Genomic DNA, 14,183 nt, shown 5'->3' on the forward strand with positions numbered 1-14,183 from the left:
GGATCTCAAAGGAGCTGTGACCCCGCCGCTTTCTTGTAGTTGCGGTGTGCCACCAGTGCATGGACTACGAAGAGTGCCCCGGCAAGGGCAAGGGGAAACACGTGCAAGGGAATCGCCAGCAGCATCAGCAGGACCCCGAGTGCAGCGCCCACGACATCACGGAGGCGGGGTTGCGCCGGTCCGGGCACAGGTACCCCGGATTCGAGTTGCCGGGCCAGGTCGGGATCCTGGATGAACAGTTCGCGCTCAAGTTGCTGAAGTACTTTGCGCTCCCTTTCAGAAAGTGGCATGGGAGTCCCTCCTTAAGCGCTGAGGCTGCTTTGTGAGATTGGAGATCAACCGGTTCAGGGGCGACCCTTTTCCAGTGACCCAATAAGCTAAGCATGCTTACTATTCAAACCGCAAGCATGTCGCCCGTACTGTGTGCTTCCCCTCGCCGGACGGGAGGCCCCTCTCCGGCACCCAAGCTGGGAAGATAGCACTGGGAACACCAAACAAGGAGCAACATCATGACACTCAAAGAACGCTTGAAAGCGGACGTCGTTGACCACATGAAGGCCGGCAACAAGGTCGCATTGACCACGGTTCGCAACGTGTTGGGCGAGATCAGCACGCGGGAAAAGTCGGGCAAGACGCCGGTGGAGCTCGACGACGCGCAAGTCACCTCGCTGCTGCAGAAGGAAGCTGCCAAGCGCCGCGACACGGCCCGGATCTACACTGAAGCCGGCGAGGCGGACCGGGCAACAGCCGAAGTAGCCGAAGCGGAGATTATTGAGGCGTACCTCCCCAAGGCGCTCACCCGCGAAGAAGTAGAGGCAATCGTGGACGAGGCCATCACGGCTTTGACCGCAGATGGCCAGGAACTCTCCATGCGGTCCATTGGAGCCGTCATGAAGCCTGTCACCGCCAAAGTTGCAGGACGCTTCGACGGTAAGACGGTCAGCGAAATCGTGCGGGGCCGTTTGGCTTGAGTGGCCGTGGGGTTGGTGTCGCCATGCGTCAGCCAACCCCAAGCAGCCACCGCAGCGTCTCAGCGTTCCGCACGGCATTGCCGCCGCCGTCGTTGTTGAAGTAGGCGTACACGTCCTTGCCCGCGCCGGCCCATTCGCGGATCCGGTCCGCCCACCACCGAAGGTCGTCATCGGAGTAGGAGCCGCCGTAAAGGTGCTCGTGGTCCGGGCCGTGAAGCCGTATGTACACAAACGGTGCGGTGGCGCGGAGGATGCAGGGCAGATTGGCGCCACTCATGATGCAGTAGGCAGCGCCATGCCGCTCCAGCAGCGCATACACCTCCGGATGGTCCCAACTGTCGTGGCGGAACTCGACGGCTACCCGGATCCAATGGGGCAATGCGGCCAGGAAGTAGTCGAGCCTCGCATGGTCACGGGCAAATCCCGGTGGCAGCTGGACCAAGAGCACGGCCCGCTTGTCACCGAGCTCATGCCAGCAGCGGGTAATCCGTTCCACCCAGACCTCGGGACTGTAGAGCTTTTTGGCATGCGTGAGCCCCCGGGGGGCCTTGACCGACATCGCGAAGCCCGGCGGAAGGCGTTCACGCCAGCCGGCGAACGTCGTTTCCCGGGGCCAACGGTAGAAACTCGCATTGAGTTCCACGGTCTTGAACCTCGCGGTATACAGGGCCAGGCGCTTTGACGCGGGAAGTCCGGGCGGATAGAGCACGTTCTCCCAGTGATCGTAGCTCCAGCCTGATGTGCCGATGTGGATCGCCATGGTGTGGATGTTAGTCCTTGGCGCCCAGCACGACGTCGTACGCCTCAACCCGCCGGTCGGTGACGGTGGTAGGCGACTCGAGGTGGACCGCGCCCGAAGGCAGGATGCCGGCACCCCCGAACCTCTCCATGACCTGCCACTGCGCCACCACATCCTCTCCGGCGTGGTTGGCCGGGAGTCCACGCCAAAAGCTGAACCCGCCCGACTCGATCAAGGCGTGCCTGTTGTACAGCACGCACCCGCCCAACCAGGCAACCCTGTAGGGCACCCATCCGTCCGGAGGCAGGGGAAGATCGGTACTGAGGTGGCTGAGGTTGGCGGCGTTGTGTGAAGGGGCCAACGGTTGAAGGCAGCGGTGCCCGGGCGGATACGTTCGGGCATCACAGGGCCCTGCCACGGTTCGAATCCGGCCGTCTCATCCGGCCTCCTCTCGCCCAGATAGGACAGGCCTTGGGGAGCCATGCCCACAAAACCGCAACCCAGTTCATCCAGGGCGCGGCTGAGGCGATCCAAGGCGCCAGGCTCCAGCCACACGTCGTCGTCCAGGAACAGGCACTGTTCTGCGGTGGACTGTTCCAGCAGGAACTGCCGGTGCTCTGCAAGCCCACGCCGAGGGAGGTGGCGGAAAAGGGCAACAGATCTGCCCTGGGCCTCAAGTACCCGGATGACCGCGGCGACGGCAGGATGTTCCCAGTCCGGGCTGTCCGTGGATTGATCGCTCATCACCACCCTGAACGGGGGTTCGGACTGCGCCGCCAAGCCGGCGAGGGTAACTGCCGCCTCGGCGGGTCGATCGCACGTAGGGATGAGCACGTCCGTGGTCGCCGTTTCGGAAACGTTGTTTGGTTCTGCCCACCGCGTGGAAGTTTTCCAGCCCACAGCACACCTCCGGCCCTCAGGATTGGTATGGATTGAGATGGGTTTCCCCTATCTATACCCACTTGGGCCGGTTCTATTCCTCAAGCTGCGTCAAGGAGCGGGCTATTTTCAGCCCCTCGCTCCGGACCTCTCCATCAGGGCGCGAAGGTCTTCGGCTACCTTGGCCACTTCACGTTGCCTGACGGCTCGACCCGGCGTGGATGGGCCGGTTCCTTGACGCGCCGGCCTGTTGGAACTGCGCGGCTGGCGGTGGGGTTTGGGCTCACGCACGGACGCGTCGACACTGACGCTGCCCTGCAGGGGATCGTGGAAGAGTGGGAAGTCCATAGTTTCCGATCCTGACAGAAGCTGCTCCGGGCCGGTATGGACATGTGCCTACGGTAGACGCGATGTGATGTGCAGATGTCCAGGACCGCTCGCAGTAACGTCCCGGCCGGGTGTGGCGCGGAGGGAAGCTCAGCCCCACAGCGCCTTTTTGAGCAGTGCCCGCAGCTGCACGTTTTCTTCTTCCGTCAGCGCCGCCAGCTGGGTTTGCTCGCATGCTTCGAGCCCGGTCCGTGCTTTGGTATGGATCCGCCGGCCCTCGGCAGTGGAGACGATGATCTTTGCCCTGCGGTCCTGCTTGCCCTGCGCCCGCTTGACCAGGCCCCGGTGCTCGAGGTCGTCCACCAAACTGACTACCTGGCTTGGGTCAAGGCTGAGGAAATCGGCCAGCTCCCGCTGCGTGGGTTCGAGTCCGCTGCACGCCAGGGTGAGCACGGAAAATGATCGTTCCCGCAGTCCATAGTCCGCCAGCGCCTTGTTGTTCAGGAGTGACCCGGTGGCATGCAGCTTGGCCAACAGCAGGCCCACGTCGTTTCCGATTTTGGCCGCGGCCAGGCGCGGGATTTCCACTTCGGTACTCTGCGGTCCCATGACAACTCCAATAGTAATGAAAAACAATCGTTGACTTTTTCAATGATCCGTATTCTCATTGATCATGACAAGGATCTCACGACGCCGTGGGATCGGCCCCACCGGCTCCGGCCGGTTACTGCATGCGAAGGAGCACGGCATGAGCTTGAACGGCAAGGTTGCGATCGTTACCGGGAGTGGGCAGGGCCTTGGACTGGCTTACGCGAGGGAGCTCGCCCGCCAGGGTGCCGCCGTCGTGATTAATGACGTCAACACCGAAACCGCTTCCGCTGCAGTAGCGCAGATCCAGGCCGACGGCGGCCGGGCCGCCGCAGTGGTGGTTCCCGTGGGCTCGACCGATGCCGCGAAAGCCTTGGTGGCGGGCGCTGTCGAGTCGTTCGGCCGCCTGGACATCCTGGTCACGAACGCCGGGATCCTGCGGGACAAGAGCCTGTTGAAAATGACGGACGAGGATTTTGACCTGGTCATCAACGTGCACCTGAAGGGCACATTCACCTGTGTGCGTGAGGCATTCGCGTACTTCAAGGAAAACAACGTCGCGGGCCGGATCATCACCATCGGTTCGCCCACCGGGCAGCGCGGCAACTTCGGGCAGACAAACTATGCTGCGGCGAAGGCCGGGATCGTGGGCATGGTCCGCACCTGGGCGCTGGAGATGAAGAAGGCCGGAGTGACGGTGAACTCCGTGATCCCGGTGGCAGCGACGGCAATGACCAAGACCGTCCCGTATTTCCAGAAAGCTGTCGAGGCCGAAGAGCGTGGTGAGGCGATGCCGTCCTTCTTCCGTCATGATCTTGGTTTTGGAACGGCCGACGACGTCGCCGGGCTGATTGCCTTCCTCGCCTCTGACGCGGCTGCGGGAATTACCGGCCAGGCGATTGGTGCCGGTGGTGACCGGCTGCAGGTCTGGACGCACCCCGAGGCAGCAACCACCGAATACCGTCAGGGCGGGTGGGACTACGAGGCGCTGCAGGAAAACGCCGGCTCCCTGTTCAGTTCGGACACCCTGCAAAGCTTCGGTGAGGAATTCCTGCCGCTGCCCGCAGAGCTGCAGCCCGAGCCTGTTAAGGCTGAGACTGCCACGTCTGAACCCGTGCAGGCGCGCTGATCATGGCTGACCGTTATGAGTTGGGCATCGATGCTTCGGCGTTGGACGCCATTGACATGCATGTCCACCTCGAGGTGGACAGCTGTGGACACGGCTCGCTCCCGGACGCGCTGACGGAGGCCTCGGCGAAGTATTTCAAGGCCGAGGACCGGACACCGTCGCTGGACAGGATCGCCGAGCTGTACCGGGAACTGAACATGGCCGCCGTCGTCTTCACCGTGGACGCCCGGACGCAGCTCAAGCACGAACCCAACAGCATCCCGGAGCTGATTGCCGGGGCGGCACGCAACAACGATGTGCTGATCCCGTTCGGCAGTGTTGACCCCAGGACGGGGGAGGACGCGATCGCCGGGGCCAAGCACCAGGCAGTAGAGCTTGGTGCCCGGGGGTTCAAGTTCCACCCTTCCCTGCAAGGGTTCGACCCATCCAATGAGCAGTTCTACCCGCTCTGGGAAACGCTGCAGGAGTTGGGGCTGCCGTGTATTTTCCACACCGGCCAGAACGGCATGGGCGCGGGCCTTCCCGGCGGATACGGAATTAAGCTCGCGTACTCCAACCCGTTGCTGCTCGATGCCGTAGCCGCGGATTTCCCGGGACTGCAGATCATCATGGCCCACCCCTCGGTGCCGTGGCAGGATGAGGCAAATTCGATCGCGACGCACAAATCCAACGTCTTCATCGACCTGTCCGGATGGTCGCCGAAGTACTTCCCGGAGTCGCTGGTGAAGGCCTCGAATTCGGTCTTGCAGGACAAGGTGCTGTTCGGCACGGACTTCCCGCTGATCACCCCGCAGAAATGGTTGGGTGCTTTCGCTGACCTGCCGTTGAAGGACGAAGTCCGGCCAAAGATCCTCAAGGACAACGCCGTCCGCCTCCTCGGACTCGGAGGCTGAAATGACCACGACGACGGCAGCAACAGAGACGGATCAGCGGTTGTATTCAGTGGCGGACTGGTACGACGCCGAAGCACTCCTCACCACCGAAGAGCGCAAGGTCCTGGGCCGGCTTCGGACGTTCCTGACCGCCGAGGCGAAGCCGTTGCTGGCCGAGTACTGGGAACGCGGCGAATTTCCGGAGCAACTGGCCCGTCCATTGATCGACCTGGACTTGATGGAACCGGCCGATCTCACAGTCGATGCACCGGCGAGGGGTGTCTTCCACGGCTTCCGGATCTTCGAACTGGCCCGAACTGACGCGTCACTGGCTACCTGGTACACCGCGCAGGCTGGGCTGTTCAGGACCGCGATCCGGGTTGGTGCCTCGGAGGAACAGCAAAAGGAGTGGATGCCCCGCGTCATCGACTTCTCCCTCAAGGGCGTCTTCTCCCTGACTGAGCCCGAACACGGCTCGGACATCGCCGGCGGCCTTGCCACCACCGCCCGGTTCGAACCGGGTACCGGAACCAACCCCGACGGCGGAACATGGGTTTTGGACGGCGCCAAGAGGTGGATCGGTGGAGCCTCCACAGCGGATGTGCTGTGCGTGTTCGCCCGCGACGTCGCGGACGGTCAGGTCAAAGCGTTCCTGGTGGACCGTACCGCCGAAGGGGTGTCCTTGGAGAAAATCCACGGCAAGACCTCGCTGCGGATGATGCAGAACGCCCACATCACCCTTGATAATGTCCGGGTCCCGGACACCATGCGCCTGCATAACGTGAACTCGTTCAAGGACGTCGCCGCGATGCTGCGGGCGATGCGCTCGGACGTTGCCTGGATCGCCACCGGCATCCAGGCCGGCGCGTTCGAAGCCGCCCTGGCGTACGTCAAGGAACGGCAGCAGTTCGGCCGGTCCCTGGGGTCGTTCCAGCTGGTCCAGGAGAAACTGGCCCGGATGCTGGGAAACGTCACCGCGTCGCTTTCGCTGGTGGTACGGCTGACCGAGCAGCAGGGCTGGGGGATCTACCGGGACCAGGACTCGGCGCTGGCCAAAATGCAGACGTCCCTGATGATGCGCGAAACCGTCGCCCTGGCACGCGAAGTGGTGGGCGGAAACGGCATTACCCTGGCCGCCGACGTCGGGCGTTTCCACGCTGACGCCGAAGCCGTCTATTCCTACGAGGGCACCCACGAAATCAACGCCCTCATCATCGGCCGCGCCCTCACCGGCGCCGGCGCTTTCACCAGCTAACGCTTTTCAAACCAATCAACAGGAGGCAAAGATGCCCAATCTCGTCGTCGATTTCGACACCTTGCTCACCATGTCCGGCAAGGACCTCGGCACCACCGATTACCGCGAAATCACCCAGCAGCAAATCAACCTGTTCGCCGATGCCACGGACGATCAGCAGTGGATCCACGTTGACCCCGAGCGCGCCAAGGATGGACCCTTCGGAGCCCCGATTGCGCACGGCTTCCTCACCCTGTCCCTGATCATCCCGTTCTGGGGCGAACTCTTCGACGTGGACGGGGTCACCACCAAGGTCAACTACGGCCTGGACAAAGTCCGCTTCACCTCGCCCGTCAAGGTCGGCTCCAAAGTCCGCATGAACGGCAGCATCGCCGAGGTCACCGAAGTCAAAGGCGGCGCCCAAATCAAGGTCAACGCCACCATCGAAATCGAAGGCCAGGAACGCCCCGCCGTCGTCGCCGAATTCCTCGCCCGTTTCTACAAGTAAGAATCCCGTCCCTCATCTCCCAAGGAACAGCCATGTCAGGACACACTGCGCTCGCCCCGTCGAGCACGGCCGCCAAACGCAAAGAAGCGCGCACGGTCATCATGTCCAGCTATTTGGGCAGCACCATAGAGTTCTACGACTTCCTGCTCTACGCAACAGCGGCAGCAGTCGCCTTCCCGAAAGTCTTCTTCGCCGGCACTGACGAATGGGTGGGAGTAGTAGCCGCGTACGCCACGTTCGCGGCAGGCTACGTGGCCCGCCCACTGGGCGGCATCATCTTCGGCCATTTCGGTGACAGAATCGGCCGCAAGGGCATGCTCATCGTGTCCATGGCCATGATGGGCATTGCCTCGACGCTGATAGGCCTGATTCCAGGAGCCAACGTCATTGGTCCCTGGGGTGCGGTGATCCTGGTGGTCCTGCGTGTCTGCCAAGGAATCGCCGTGGGCGGTGAATGGGGCGGGGCCGCGTTGATGGCCCTGGAACATTCGGATCCCAAGCGGCGCGGATTCGCAGCCTCGTTCGTCAATGCCGGTGCACCTACGGGCGCCGTCCTTGGCACCGTAGTCATGGGCATCTTCTCCGCACTTCCCCAGGACGCCTTCCTGGCCTGGGGTTGGCGCGTGCCGTTCCTGTTGTCCTTTGTGCTGCTGATCGTGGGCATGTTCGTGAGGCTGCGGGTCTCTGAGAGCCCCATCTTTGCCGAAGCTGTGGCCAAGGAAAGCGCCCAGGGCACCAAGCGCAAGATCCCGCTTCTCGAAGTCCTGAAGCGCCCCAAAGCACTGGTCATGATCATGTTTGCCGGTGCGGCCGGGTTCGGCCTCCAAGTGGTCCTGCCGACCTTCGCCGTAACGTACGCGGTATCCAAGGGCGCACCCCAGCAAGGAGTTCTCTACGCGTTCGCCGGAGCCTCGGCCATCTCCATCCTGTTCGTGCTCCTGGGAGGCCGCCTGTCCGATCGCCTCGGCCGACGCCCGGTCATGGTCACCGGCTTGGCGCTGTTCATCCTTTACCTGTTCCCGATGTTCGGAATGCTCAGCTCCGGCAACATCGCATTGGTCTTCCTGGCCTTCACGGTGGCACTGATCCTGCACTCCTCCCTCTACGGACCCCTCGCCGCCTTTGTCTCCGAGCAGTTCGGCACCACCAACCGCTACACCGGTGCAGCGGTCGGTTACCAGTTGGCAACACTGATCGGTGCAGGCTTCACCCCCGGGATCGTGGCCGGACTGTACAAGGACGCAGGCCAGAGCATCGTGCCCGTGGTGGTGTTCCTCTCCGTCATGTCGCTGGTCTCGATTGTCTTCATCCTGCTGACGCGGGAGTCTAAGAACAACGACCTCTCAACGGTCAGTTAGGAGTTGCGCACCATGGACAACAACGGAGTTGGATCCTGGCTGCACCGCCGCCGCATCAAGTCCGGGGCCGCAACGGCCCTCATCTCCGGCGGGCAAACCCTGAGCTACGCAGCGCTCGCCGAACGGACCGACCATTTGGCCAACGCCCTCAAGGACAGGGGAGTAGCCAAGGGGGACAGGGTGGCTTACCTCGGCGAGAATCACCCGTCCTTCGTGGAGACCTTTTTTGCCTGCGGGCTGGTGGGCGCCATCTTTGTCCCGCTCAACACCCGGCTCGCCGCCCCGGAACTCCAGTTCCAGTTGCAGGACTCCGGCGCGCGGCTCCTGGTCAACGCCGCGGCCCTGGACGCCATAGCCTCCGCATCGGTGAAGGAGACACTGGTAACCCACCGTCTGGTGGTGGCGCCCGACGACGACACTGACGGTTCCGCGCTAAAGCTGCCGTCCGGCGTCGAGCACTATGGGGAAGTAATGGCGGCAGCGTCCGCCGCGCCGCTCGATGAGACGGTAACGCTGGAGGACGGTGCCATGATCCTCTACACCTCCGGCACCACCGGCAAGCCCAAGGGTGCGCTGCTGACCCACGGCAACATCACCTGGAACTGCATCAACACCGTGGTGGACATGGACCTGAACCGCAACGACGTGGCGCTGATGATTTCACCGCTCTTCCATGTTGCTTCCCTGGACATGGGCCTCCTGCCCATGCTGCTCAAGGGCGCAACGGTGGTGCTTGAAGCCAAGTTCGACGCCGGCCGGGTGCTGGAGCTGGTGGGCCTGCATAGGGTCACTACCCTCAACGGTGTGCCCACCACCTTCCAGATGCTCTGCGACCACCCAGGATGGTCGACGGCGGACCTGACGTCCCTGGACAAGCTCACCTGCGGCGGTTCCGCGGTTCCGGCCAGGGTGCTGGAGGCCTACGAAGCCCGTGGTATCGGATTCACCAGCTGCTATGGCATGACCGAAACGGCGCCCGGGGCTACGATGCTGCCGGTATCGCGTTCCAAGGAGAAGGCCGGATCAGCCGGGCTGCCGCACTTTTTCACCGATGTGCGGATCGTCGATCCGATGGGCGGAATGGCTGCAGTTGGCGAGGTGGGGGAGATCCAGATCTCCGGACCCAACGTCATCAAGGAGTACTGGAACCGTCCGGAGGCCACCGCGGAGAGCCACGCCGATTCCTCATGGTTCCGGTCCGGAGACATGGGCCATCAGGACCACGAGGGATTCCTGTTCGTATCCGACCGCCTTAAGGACATGATCATTTCCGGCGGCGAGAACATCTACCCGGCTGAGGTGGAGGCAGCCATCGCTGAGCTGCCCGCAGTGGGAAGTGTGGCGGTGATCGGCGTTGCCGACGAGAAATGGGGCGAAGTACCCCGGGCTATCGTCACCTTGCGGGACGGCGGTTCCCTGAGCGAGGACCAACTGCGCTCGCACCTGGAAGGCCGGCTGGCCCGGTACAAAATCCCTAAATCAGTGGTGTTCGTCGAGGAGATGCCACGCACCGCCAGCGGCAAGATCCGCAAGATGGACCTTCGGAAGCAGTACGCACTGTGACCGGCTTGCCCGAAGCCCCTGCGCTGACGTTCTTCGCCACCCTCAATGTCAAAGTGGGCCCGGCGCTGGAGGTCGGGATGACCCCGGAAGGGCAACGGCGGGTCATTCCCATCGTGGGAGGAACCGTGTCCGGACCACGCCTTCAAGGAAAGGTGCTGCCGGCGGGGGCCGATTACCAGGTCCAGCGCGACGCCGGGCTGACCGAGCTGGACGCCAGGTACGTTGTGGAACTTGAGGATGGAGCCATGGTCTACGTCCACAACCAGGCGCTTCGTTCCGGAGCGGCGGAAGACCTCGACAGGCTCAACCGCGGTGAGGACGTAGACCCGGCATTGATCTATTTCCGCTGCACCCCACGGTTTTCCACCGCCGCTCCGGAACTGGCATGGTTGAACAGGGTAGTCACTCTCGGAACCGGGCGCCGAAGGCTTGGTTCGGTGGAAATCGATGTCTTTACTGTCGGGTAGCTAAAGATCTGAGAGGCGGCTACCGGCCGACATAATCCGTTACCAAGCTAAATCCGGGTAAATTTCCTCCATCGAACTGCCTAATTCGCCTCCGGGGCATTACGATAAGGCACGACTCACTCCGAGCAACACGCACTCATCGACTCACACCTAACCCGGGGGATATACCAATGAGCACTTACCCGCAACAACCGCAGCAGACCCAGCCCTACGCCGCCCAGACCGGCGAACCGCCGCTGTGGGCACCGTACTACGGCGCTCCCATCGGTGCCGCTGTTAAGCGTTTCTTCAAGAAGTACACCGCGTTCAGCGGCCGCGCCAGCCGCAGTGAATACTGGTGGGTGGCACTGGTTCTGGGCGTAGTGGGCTTCGTCCTGCAGATCCTCACCCTGGTACTTGGCAGCGCCGGGGCCACCGTTTCCGCAAGCGGGACGGCCACTCCAGGTCCGGGCTCCGTTGTAGGCCTTATTCTGGCGTTCGTCTTTTACCTGGCGATCCTCATCCCGTCCATCGCACTGCTGGTTCGTCGTCTCCACGACGGCAACTTCAGTGGTTGGCTCGTCCTGATTGGCCTTATTCCGGGCCTGGGCGGCATTGCGCTCTTCATCTTCGCTCTCCTGCCGTCCAACCCGGCCGGCCAGCGTTTTGACCAGCCGACTGCCTAGTCAGCCACGCACCACGTTCCATAAGAAAAAGGGCGGCACCACGTGTGCCGCCCTTTTTCATGCCCTTTGCCGTGACTTTCGTGCCGCAAAAGGACCACCGTGACATGCTGAGACTGACACGGACCCACGCAACGATGGACCAGCCCCAAAGACGAGGAGTGCCATGCCCAACCCTCCACGCAACAGGACCATCAGGCGTTGCGCCGTGGTGGGCGGCGGCATCATCGGCATTGCAGTAGCCAGGGAGTTGGGCCGCAGGCTCGGAGACGTCCACGTGACTGTATACGAGAAAGAAGACCGGCTCGCAGCTCACCAGACCGGGCACAACTCCGGGGTGGTCCACGCCGGCCTGTACTACGAGCCCGGTGGCCTGAAGGCAAGGCTGTGCCGCAGGGGAGTGGAGTTGCTCCAGGAATTCTGCGCCACCAAAAACCTTCCCTATGAGGCGTGCGGCAAGCTGGTCATCGCCCAGACCCCCGGGGAATCCAAGCGCTTGGACGCCATCTTCGCCAGGGCCACGGCCAACGGTGTCCCCGGCGTACGAATGCTCAGCGGCGGGCAGATACGCGAGGTGGAGCCGAACGCCGTCGGACTTTCCGCCTTGCACTCCCCGGAAACGGCGATCGTCGACTACACGGCCATCACCAACGCGCTCGCCGACGACGTCAGAAGCCAGGGTGGGACCATCCGCTTGGGGCAGGAAGTCATCTCACTTGAACAGCAGGGCAGCGGCGTGCTGGTCAGTACGAAGGACGGCGGGGAACACTATGACCTGGTGGTGGCTTGTGCCGGACTGCAGTCGGACCGGTTGGCCGCGGCCACCGGGGAGCCGTCGAACCCACGGATCGTGCCGTTCTTTGGGCAGTACTACTTGCTGGGCAAGGAAGCCCGGGATCAGGTGCGCGGCCTCATCTACCCTGTCCCGGACCCCCGGCATCCTTTCCTGGGCGTGCATCTGACCAAGCGCATTGACGGGGAAATGATGCTCGGCCCGAACGCTTTTATCTCTTTCGGGCGGGAGTCCTATGCCTGGAACCAGGTGGCGTTGCGGGATGTCGCCAACTACGCGCTCTTCCCGGGGTTCTGGAATTTTGCCCGACAGAACGTGCCGTCGGCTGCCCGCGAATTCCAGACGGTAGTGAGCCGGAAAAAATTCATCCGGGAAGCGATGCGCTTTGTGCCCTCCTTGGAAGGGGCAAGCATCCTGCCCGGCACCCGTGGCGTGCGGGCCCAGGCCATGAACGGCGACGGTTCACTGGTGGACGACTTCGTGATTGCACGACGCCGGGACACCGTTTTGGTGCGCAACGCGCCATCGCCGGGGGCTACGTCGTCGATGGCCATTGCGGAGTACATCGTGGAGCAGGCGCTGCAGGACTGAGGAGTTAACATGCCCGTGACGCGGCAGAAATGGCCCCCACATCAGGGCTGGATACCGTTGCCGCATGATCGCTTCACTGGCCTCGCTGGCAACCCGCATCGGCACTGGATTTTTGGCGTGGATCGAAGCCGCCTATGTCCTGGATTGCGCAGAAGGGGAAGCCGCCGAAGAGCACCACCTGGCGTGGCTGCCTGCGCTGAGCGGGGTGACAGTGGCCGGCGCCCAGGCCATCCAGTCCCACGCCCTGAAGGTGCCCTCAGAGCCATAGGGATTGCTGTCGAAGCTGCACAATGTTGCGTTGGGCACACTATTCGTTGATCGCGGGTACTATGCCCTAAACTGCTTCACTGGGTGCCGGAAGAGGCACCATGCAGCAACGAAAGCGAACCCTCAATGGCTACTGATTACGACGCCCCGCGCAAGACCGAAGAAGAGTCTCCCGCTGAATCTCTTGAGGCTCTTCAGGCATCCCGTGGCAACGCTGCACAGACTGCAGTAATCGACGTCGAAGAGAACGATACTGCCGAAGGAATCGACCTTCCGGGCGCCGATCTTTCCGGCGAAGAACTGACCGTCATTGTTGTCCCCGAGCAGTCGGACGAATTCACCTGTGGTTCCTGTTTCCTGGTCCGGCACCGCTCCCAGATTGCGCTTGAAAAGAACGGCCTCAAGTTCTGCAAGGACTGCGAAGGCTAAACCACGCCAGGGTCTCCGTTATCTTCGATCACGAACACGGGTGCGAAGACCCTGGAATGTCCCTGCAACGGCCGCAAAAGCCGTCCTTAATGCCCGTCCCGTGACCACCCCGTTGTCCCTTTAACGGTTGTGCGCCGAAGCGGCCACAACAGGCCCGAAATGCCTCCTGCCCTCCTACTGTTGAAGTATCAACTTCGCCTGAAGGGGGCACAAAAAATGAGGAAAATTGGAGCGGGCCTGGCAGCGGTCCTGGCTGCTGCCGGGCTCGGTCTGGCGGCGCCGGGGCCAGCCTCGGCAGCATCTTACTGCGGGTTGGCCTGGGGTTCGTTGGCCAAGGCCGACCCTGATATGAGCTCAGCCAATGTCACCAACGTCCGGACCGGCCAGCAGCCCTGTTTCGACCGCCTGGTGATTGACATGACGGGCAAAGTGGCCGGCTACTCCGTCCGCTATGTTCCGGTGGTCACCCAGGACGCCACGGGCTACCCCATCCCGGTGATCGGTGACGCGGACCTGCAAGTGGTAGTGACCGCGCCGTCGTACAACCAGTACAGCCAGCCGACCTACCTGCCCGCAGCCAAGGCGGAGCTCTCCGACGTCTCCGGTTACCAGACCTTCCGGCAGGTGGTTTATGCCGGCAGCTTTGAGGGCACCACCAGCATTGGGCTGGGAGTGCGTGCCCGGCTTCCGTTCAGGGTGCTCACCTTGGACGGGCCCGACGGCGGCTCCCGCTTGGTAGTGGACGTCGCCCATCATTGGTAGGCCTGCTGAGGGTATGCCCAGAACCCAGGAAAGCTGCCAGTCCG

18 protein-coding genes and 1 pseudogene are annotated in these 14,183 nt (G+C 62.8%); 13 read left to right on the forward strand and 6 right to left on the reverse strand.

Annotated features, from left to right (window positions below):
• Nucleotides 1-5 precede the first annotated feature (5 nt).
• On the reverse strand, nt 6-290 hold the full coding sequence (locus BLQ01_RS21405) for a DUF3040 domain-containing protein (RefSeq protein ID WP_026548241.1): 285 nt from the start codon (nt 288-290) through the stop codon (nt 6-8).
• 219 nt (nt 291-509) lie between these two features.
• Between BLQ01_RS21405 and BLQ01_RS21410 the strand changes: the two genes are divergently transcribed.
• Nucleotides 510-971: a GatB/YqeY domain-containing protein gene (locus BLQ01_RS21410; protein WP_091554289.1), complete on the forward strand. Its 462-nt coding sequence runs from the start codon at nt 510-512 to the stop codon at nt 969-971.
• A 28-nt stretch (nt 972-999) separates the two neighbouring features.
• Here BLQ01_RS21410 and BLQ01_RS21415 read toward each other — a convergent pair whose 3' ends face one another.
• The 5 genes and pseudogenes from BLQ01_RS21415 to BLQ01_RS21430 form a co-directional block, all read right to left on the reverse strand.
• Nucleotides 1,000-1,731: a DUF72 domain-containing protein gene (locus BLQ01_RS21415; RefSeq protein ID WP_091554291.1), complete on the reverse strand. Its 732-nt coding sequence runs from the start codon at nt 1,729-1,731 to the stop codon at nt 1,000-1,002.
• Nucleotides 1,732-1,741: 10 nt separating this feature from the next.
• On the reverse strand, nt 1,742-2,071 hold the full coding sequence (locus BLQ01_RS22750; RefSeq protein WP_254779562.1) for a hypothetical protein: 330 nt from the start codon (nt 2,069-2,071) through the stop codon (nt 1,742-1,744).
• Between the two features lie 173 nt (nt 2,072-2,244).
• Nucleotides 2,245-2,610, reverse strand: a pseudogene (locus BLQ01_RS22755) (glycosyltransferase family A protein); the annotation flags it as partial.
• A 108-nt stretch (nt 2,611-2,718) separates the two neighbouring features.
• Complete coding sequence (locus BLQ01_RS21425; protein ID WP_081733408.1) at nt 2,719-2,937, reverse strand: hypothetical protein; 219 nt, start codon at nt 2,935-2,937, stop codon at nt 2,719-2,721.
• Nucleotides 2,938-3,066: 129 nt separating this feature from the next.
• Nucleotides 3,067-3,525, reverse strand: coding sequence for a MarR family winged helix-turn-helix transcriptional regulator (locus tag BLQ01_RS21430; RefSeq protein ID WP_026542567.1), 459 nt, complete (start codon nt 3,523-3,525; stop codon nt 3,067-3,069).
• A 139-nt stretch (nt 3,526-3,664) separates the two neighbouring features.
• Here BLQ01_RS21430 and BLQ01_RS21435 point away from each other — a divergent pair, with 139 nt between their 5' ends.
• The 12 genes from BLQ01_RS21435 (at nt 3,665) to BLQ01_RS21490 (ending at nt 14,139) form a co-directional block, all read left to right on the forward strand.
• The gene (locus BLQ01_RS21435; RefSeq protein WP_091554293.1) at nt 3,665-4,633 is read left to right on the forward strand and encodes an SDR family NAD(P)-dependent oxidoreductase; all 969 of its coding nucleotides are present in this window, start codon (nt 3,665-3,667) and stop codon (nt 4,631-4,633) included.
• A 2-nt stretch (nt 4,634-4,635) separates the two neighbouring features.
• Nucleotides 4,636-5,526, forward strand: a complete 891-nt coding sequence (locus BLQ01_RS21440) for an amidohydrolase family protein (RefSeq protein ID WP_026542565.1) — start codon at nt 4,636-4,638, stop codon at nt 5,524-5,526.
• 1 nt (nt 5,527) lies between these two features.
• Nucleotides 5,528-6,760 carry an acyl-CoA dehydrogenase family protein gene (locus BLQ01_RS21445; protein WP_091554295.1) on the forward strand — a complete coding sequence of 411 codons (1,233 nt, stop codon included), beginning with the start codon at nt 5,528-5,530 and terminating at the stop codon, nt 6,758-6,760.
• Between the two features lie 31 nt (nt 6,761-6,791).
• Nucleotides 6,792-7,247, forward strand: a complete 456-nt coding sequence (locus tag BLQ01_RS21450; protein WP_026542563.1) for a MaoC family dehydratase — start codon at nt 6,792-6,794, stop codon at nt 7,245-7,247.
• 32 nt (nt 7,248-7,279) lie between these two features.
• Entirely contained in the window at nt 7,280-8,605 is a 1,326-nt protein-coding gene (locus BLQ01_RS21455) for an MFS transporter (RefSeq protein WP_091554297.1), read from the forward strand.
• 12 nt (nt 8,606-8,617) lie between these two features.
• Complete coding sequence (menE, locus tag BLQ01_RS21460) at nt 8,618-10,168, forward strand: o-succinylbenzoate--CoA ligase (protein WP_091554299.1); 1,551 nt, start codon at nt 8,618-8,620, stop codon at nt 10,166-10,168.
• Nucleotides 10,165-10,635, forward strand: a complete 471-nt coding sequence (locus BLQ01_RS21465) for a DUF3237 domain-containing protein (protein WP_091554301.1) — start codon at nt 10,165-10,167, stop codon at nt 10,633-10,635. Before menE ends, BLQ01_RS21465 begins: the two co-directional genes overlap by 4 nt.
• A 170-nt stretch (nt 10,636-10,805) precedes the next feature.
• Complete coding sequence (locus tag BLQ01_RS21470) at nt 10,806-11,300, forward strand: DUF805 domain-containing protein (protein WP_026542559.1); 495 nt, start codon at nt 10,806-10,808, stop codon at nt 11,298-11,300.
• A 163-nt stretch (nt 11,301-11,463) separates the two neighbouring features.
• The gene (gene lhgO / locus BLQ01_RS21475) at nt 11,464-12,681 is read left to right on the forward strand and encodes an L-2-hydroxyglutarate oxidase (protein WP_091554304.1); all 1,218 of its coding nucleotides are present in this window, start codon (nt 11,464-11,466) and stop codon (nt 12,679-12,681) included.
• A gap of 64 nt (nt 12,682-12,745) precedes the next feature.
• A complete protein-coding gene (locus BLQ01_RS21480; RefSeq protein ID WP_091554306.1) occupies nt 12,746-12,949 on the forward strand; it encodes a hypothetical protein in 204 nt (67 codons plus the stop codon).
• Nucleotides 12,950-13,074: 125 nt separating this feature from the next.
• Complete coding sequence (locus BLQ01_RS21485; RefSeq protein ID WP_026542556.1) at nt 13,075-13,377, forward strand: DUF4193 domain-containing protein; 303 nt, start codon at nt 13,075-13,077, stop codon at nt 13,375-13,377.
• A 216-nt stretch (nt 13,378-13,593) separates the two neighbouring features.
• Nucleotides 13,594-14,139, forward strand: a complete 546-nt coding sequence (locus tag BLQ01_RS21490) for an AMIN-like domain-containing (lipo)protein (protein ID WP_091554308.1) — start codon at nt 13,594-13,596, stop codon at nt 14,137-14,139.
• The last annotated feature ends 44 nt before the right edge of the window (nt 14,140-14,183 follow it).

Source organism: Arthrobacter sp. UNCCL28 (genome assembly GCF_900102805.1).
Lineage (GTDB): Bacteria > Actinomycetota > Actinomycetes > Actinomycetales > Micrococcaceae > Arthrobacter > Arthrobacter nicotinovorans_A.

Coding starts and splice junctions, on each gene's coding strand:
- BLQ01_RS21405 (WP_026548241.1), bottom strand. CDS start 290: ATGCCACTTTCTGAAAGGGAGCGCAAAGTACTTCAGCAACTTGAGCGC.
- BLQ01_RS21410 (WP_091554289.1), top strand. CDS start 510: ATGACACTCAAAGAACGCTTGAAAGCGGACGTCGTTGACCACATGAAG.
- BLQ01_RS21415 (WP_091554291.1), bottom strand. CDS start 1,731: ATGGCGATCCACATCGGCACATCAGGCTGGAGCTACGATCACTGGGAG.
- BLQ01_RS21425 (WP_081733408.1), bottom strand. CDS start 2,937: ATGGACTTCCCACTCTTCCACGATCCCCTGCAGGGCAGCGTCAGTGTC.
- BLQ01_RS21430 (WP_026542567.1), bottom strand. CDS start 3,525: ATGGGACCGCAGAGTACCGAAGTGGAAATCCCGCGCCTGGCCGCGGCC.
- BLQ01_RS21435 (WP_091554293.1), top strand. CDS start 3,665: ATGAGCTTGAACGGCAAGGTTGCGATCGTTACCGGGAGTGGGCAGGGC.
- BLQ01_RS21440 (WP_026542565.1), top strand. CDS start 4,636: ATGGCTGACCGTTATGAGTTGGGCATCGATGCTTCGGCGTTGGACGCC.
- BLQ01_RS21445 (WP_091554295.1), top strand. CDS start 5,528: ATGACCACGACGACGGCAGCAACAGAGACGGATCAGCGGTTGTATTCA.
- BLQ01_RS21450 (WP_026542563.1), top strand. CDS start 6,792: ATGCCCAATCTCGTCGTCGATTTCGACACCTTGCTCACCATGTCCGGC.
- BLQ01_RS21455 (WP_091554297.1), top strand. CDS start 7,280: ATGTCAGGACACACTGCGCTCGCCCCGTCGAGCACGGCCGCCAAACGC.
- menE (WP_091554299.1), top strand. CDS start 8,618: ATGGACAACAACGGAGTTGGATCCTGGCTGCACCGCCGCCGCATCAAG.
- BLQ01_RS21470 (WP_026542559.1), top strand. CDS start 10,806: ATGAGCACTTACCCGCAACAACCGCAGCAGACCCAGCCCTACGCCGCC.
- lhgO (WP_091554304.1), top strand. CDS start 11,464: ATGCCCAACCCTCCACGCAACAGGACCATCAGGCGTTGCGCCGTGGTG.
- BLQ01_RS21480 (WP_091554306.1), top strand. CDS start 12,746: ATGATCGCTTCACTGGCCTCGCTGGCAACCCGCATCGGCACTGGATTT.
- BLQ01_RS21485 (WP_026542556.1), top strand. CDS start 13,075: ATGGCTACTGATTACGACGCCCCGCGCAAGACCGAAGAAGAGTCTCCC.
- BLQ01_RS21490 (WP_091554308.1), top strand. CDS start 13,594: ATGAGGAAAATTGGAGCGGGCCTGGCAGCGGTCCTGGCTGCTGCCGGG.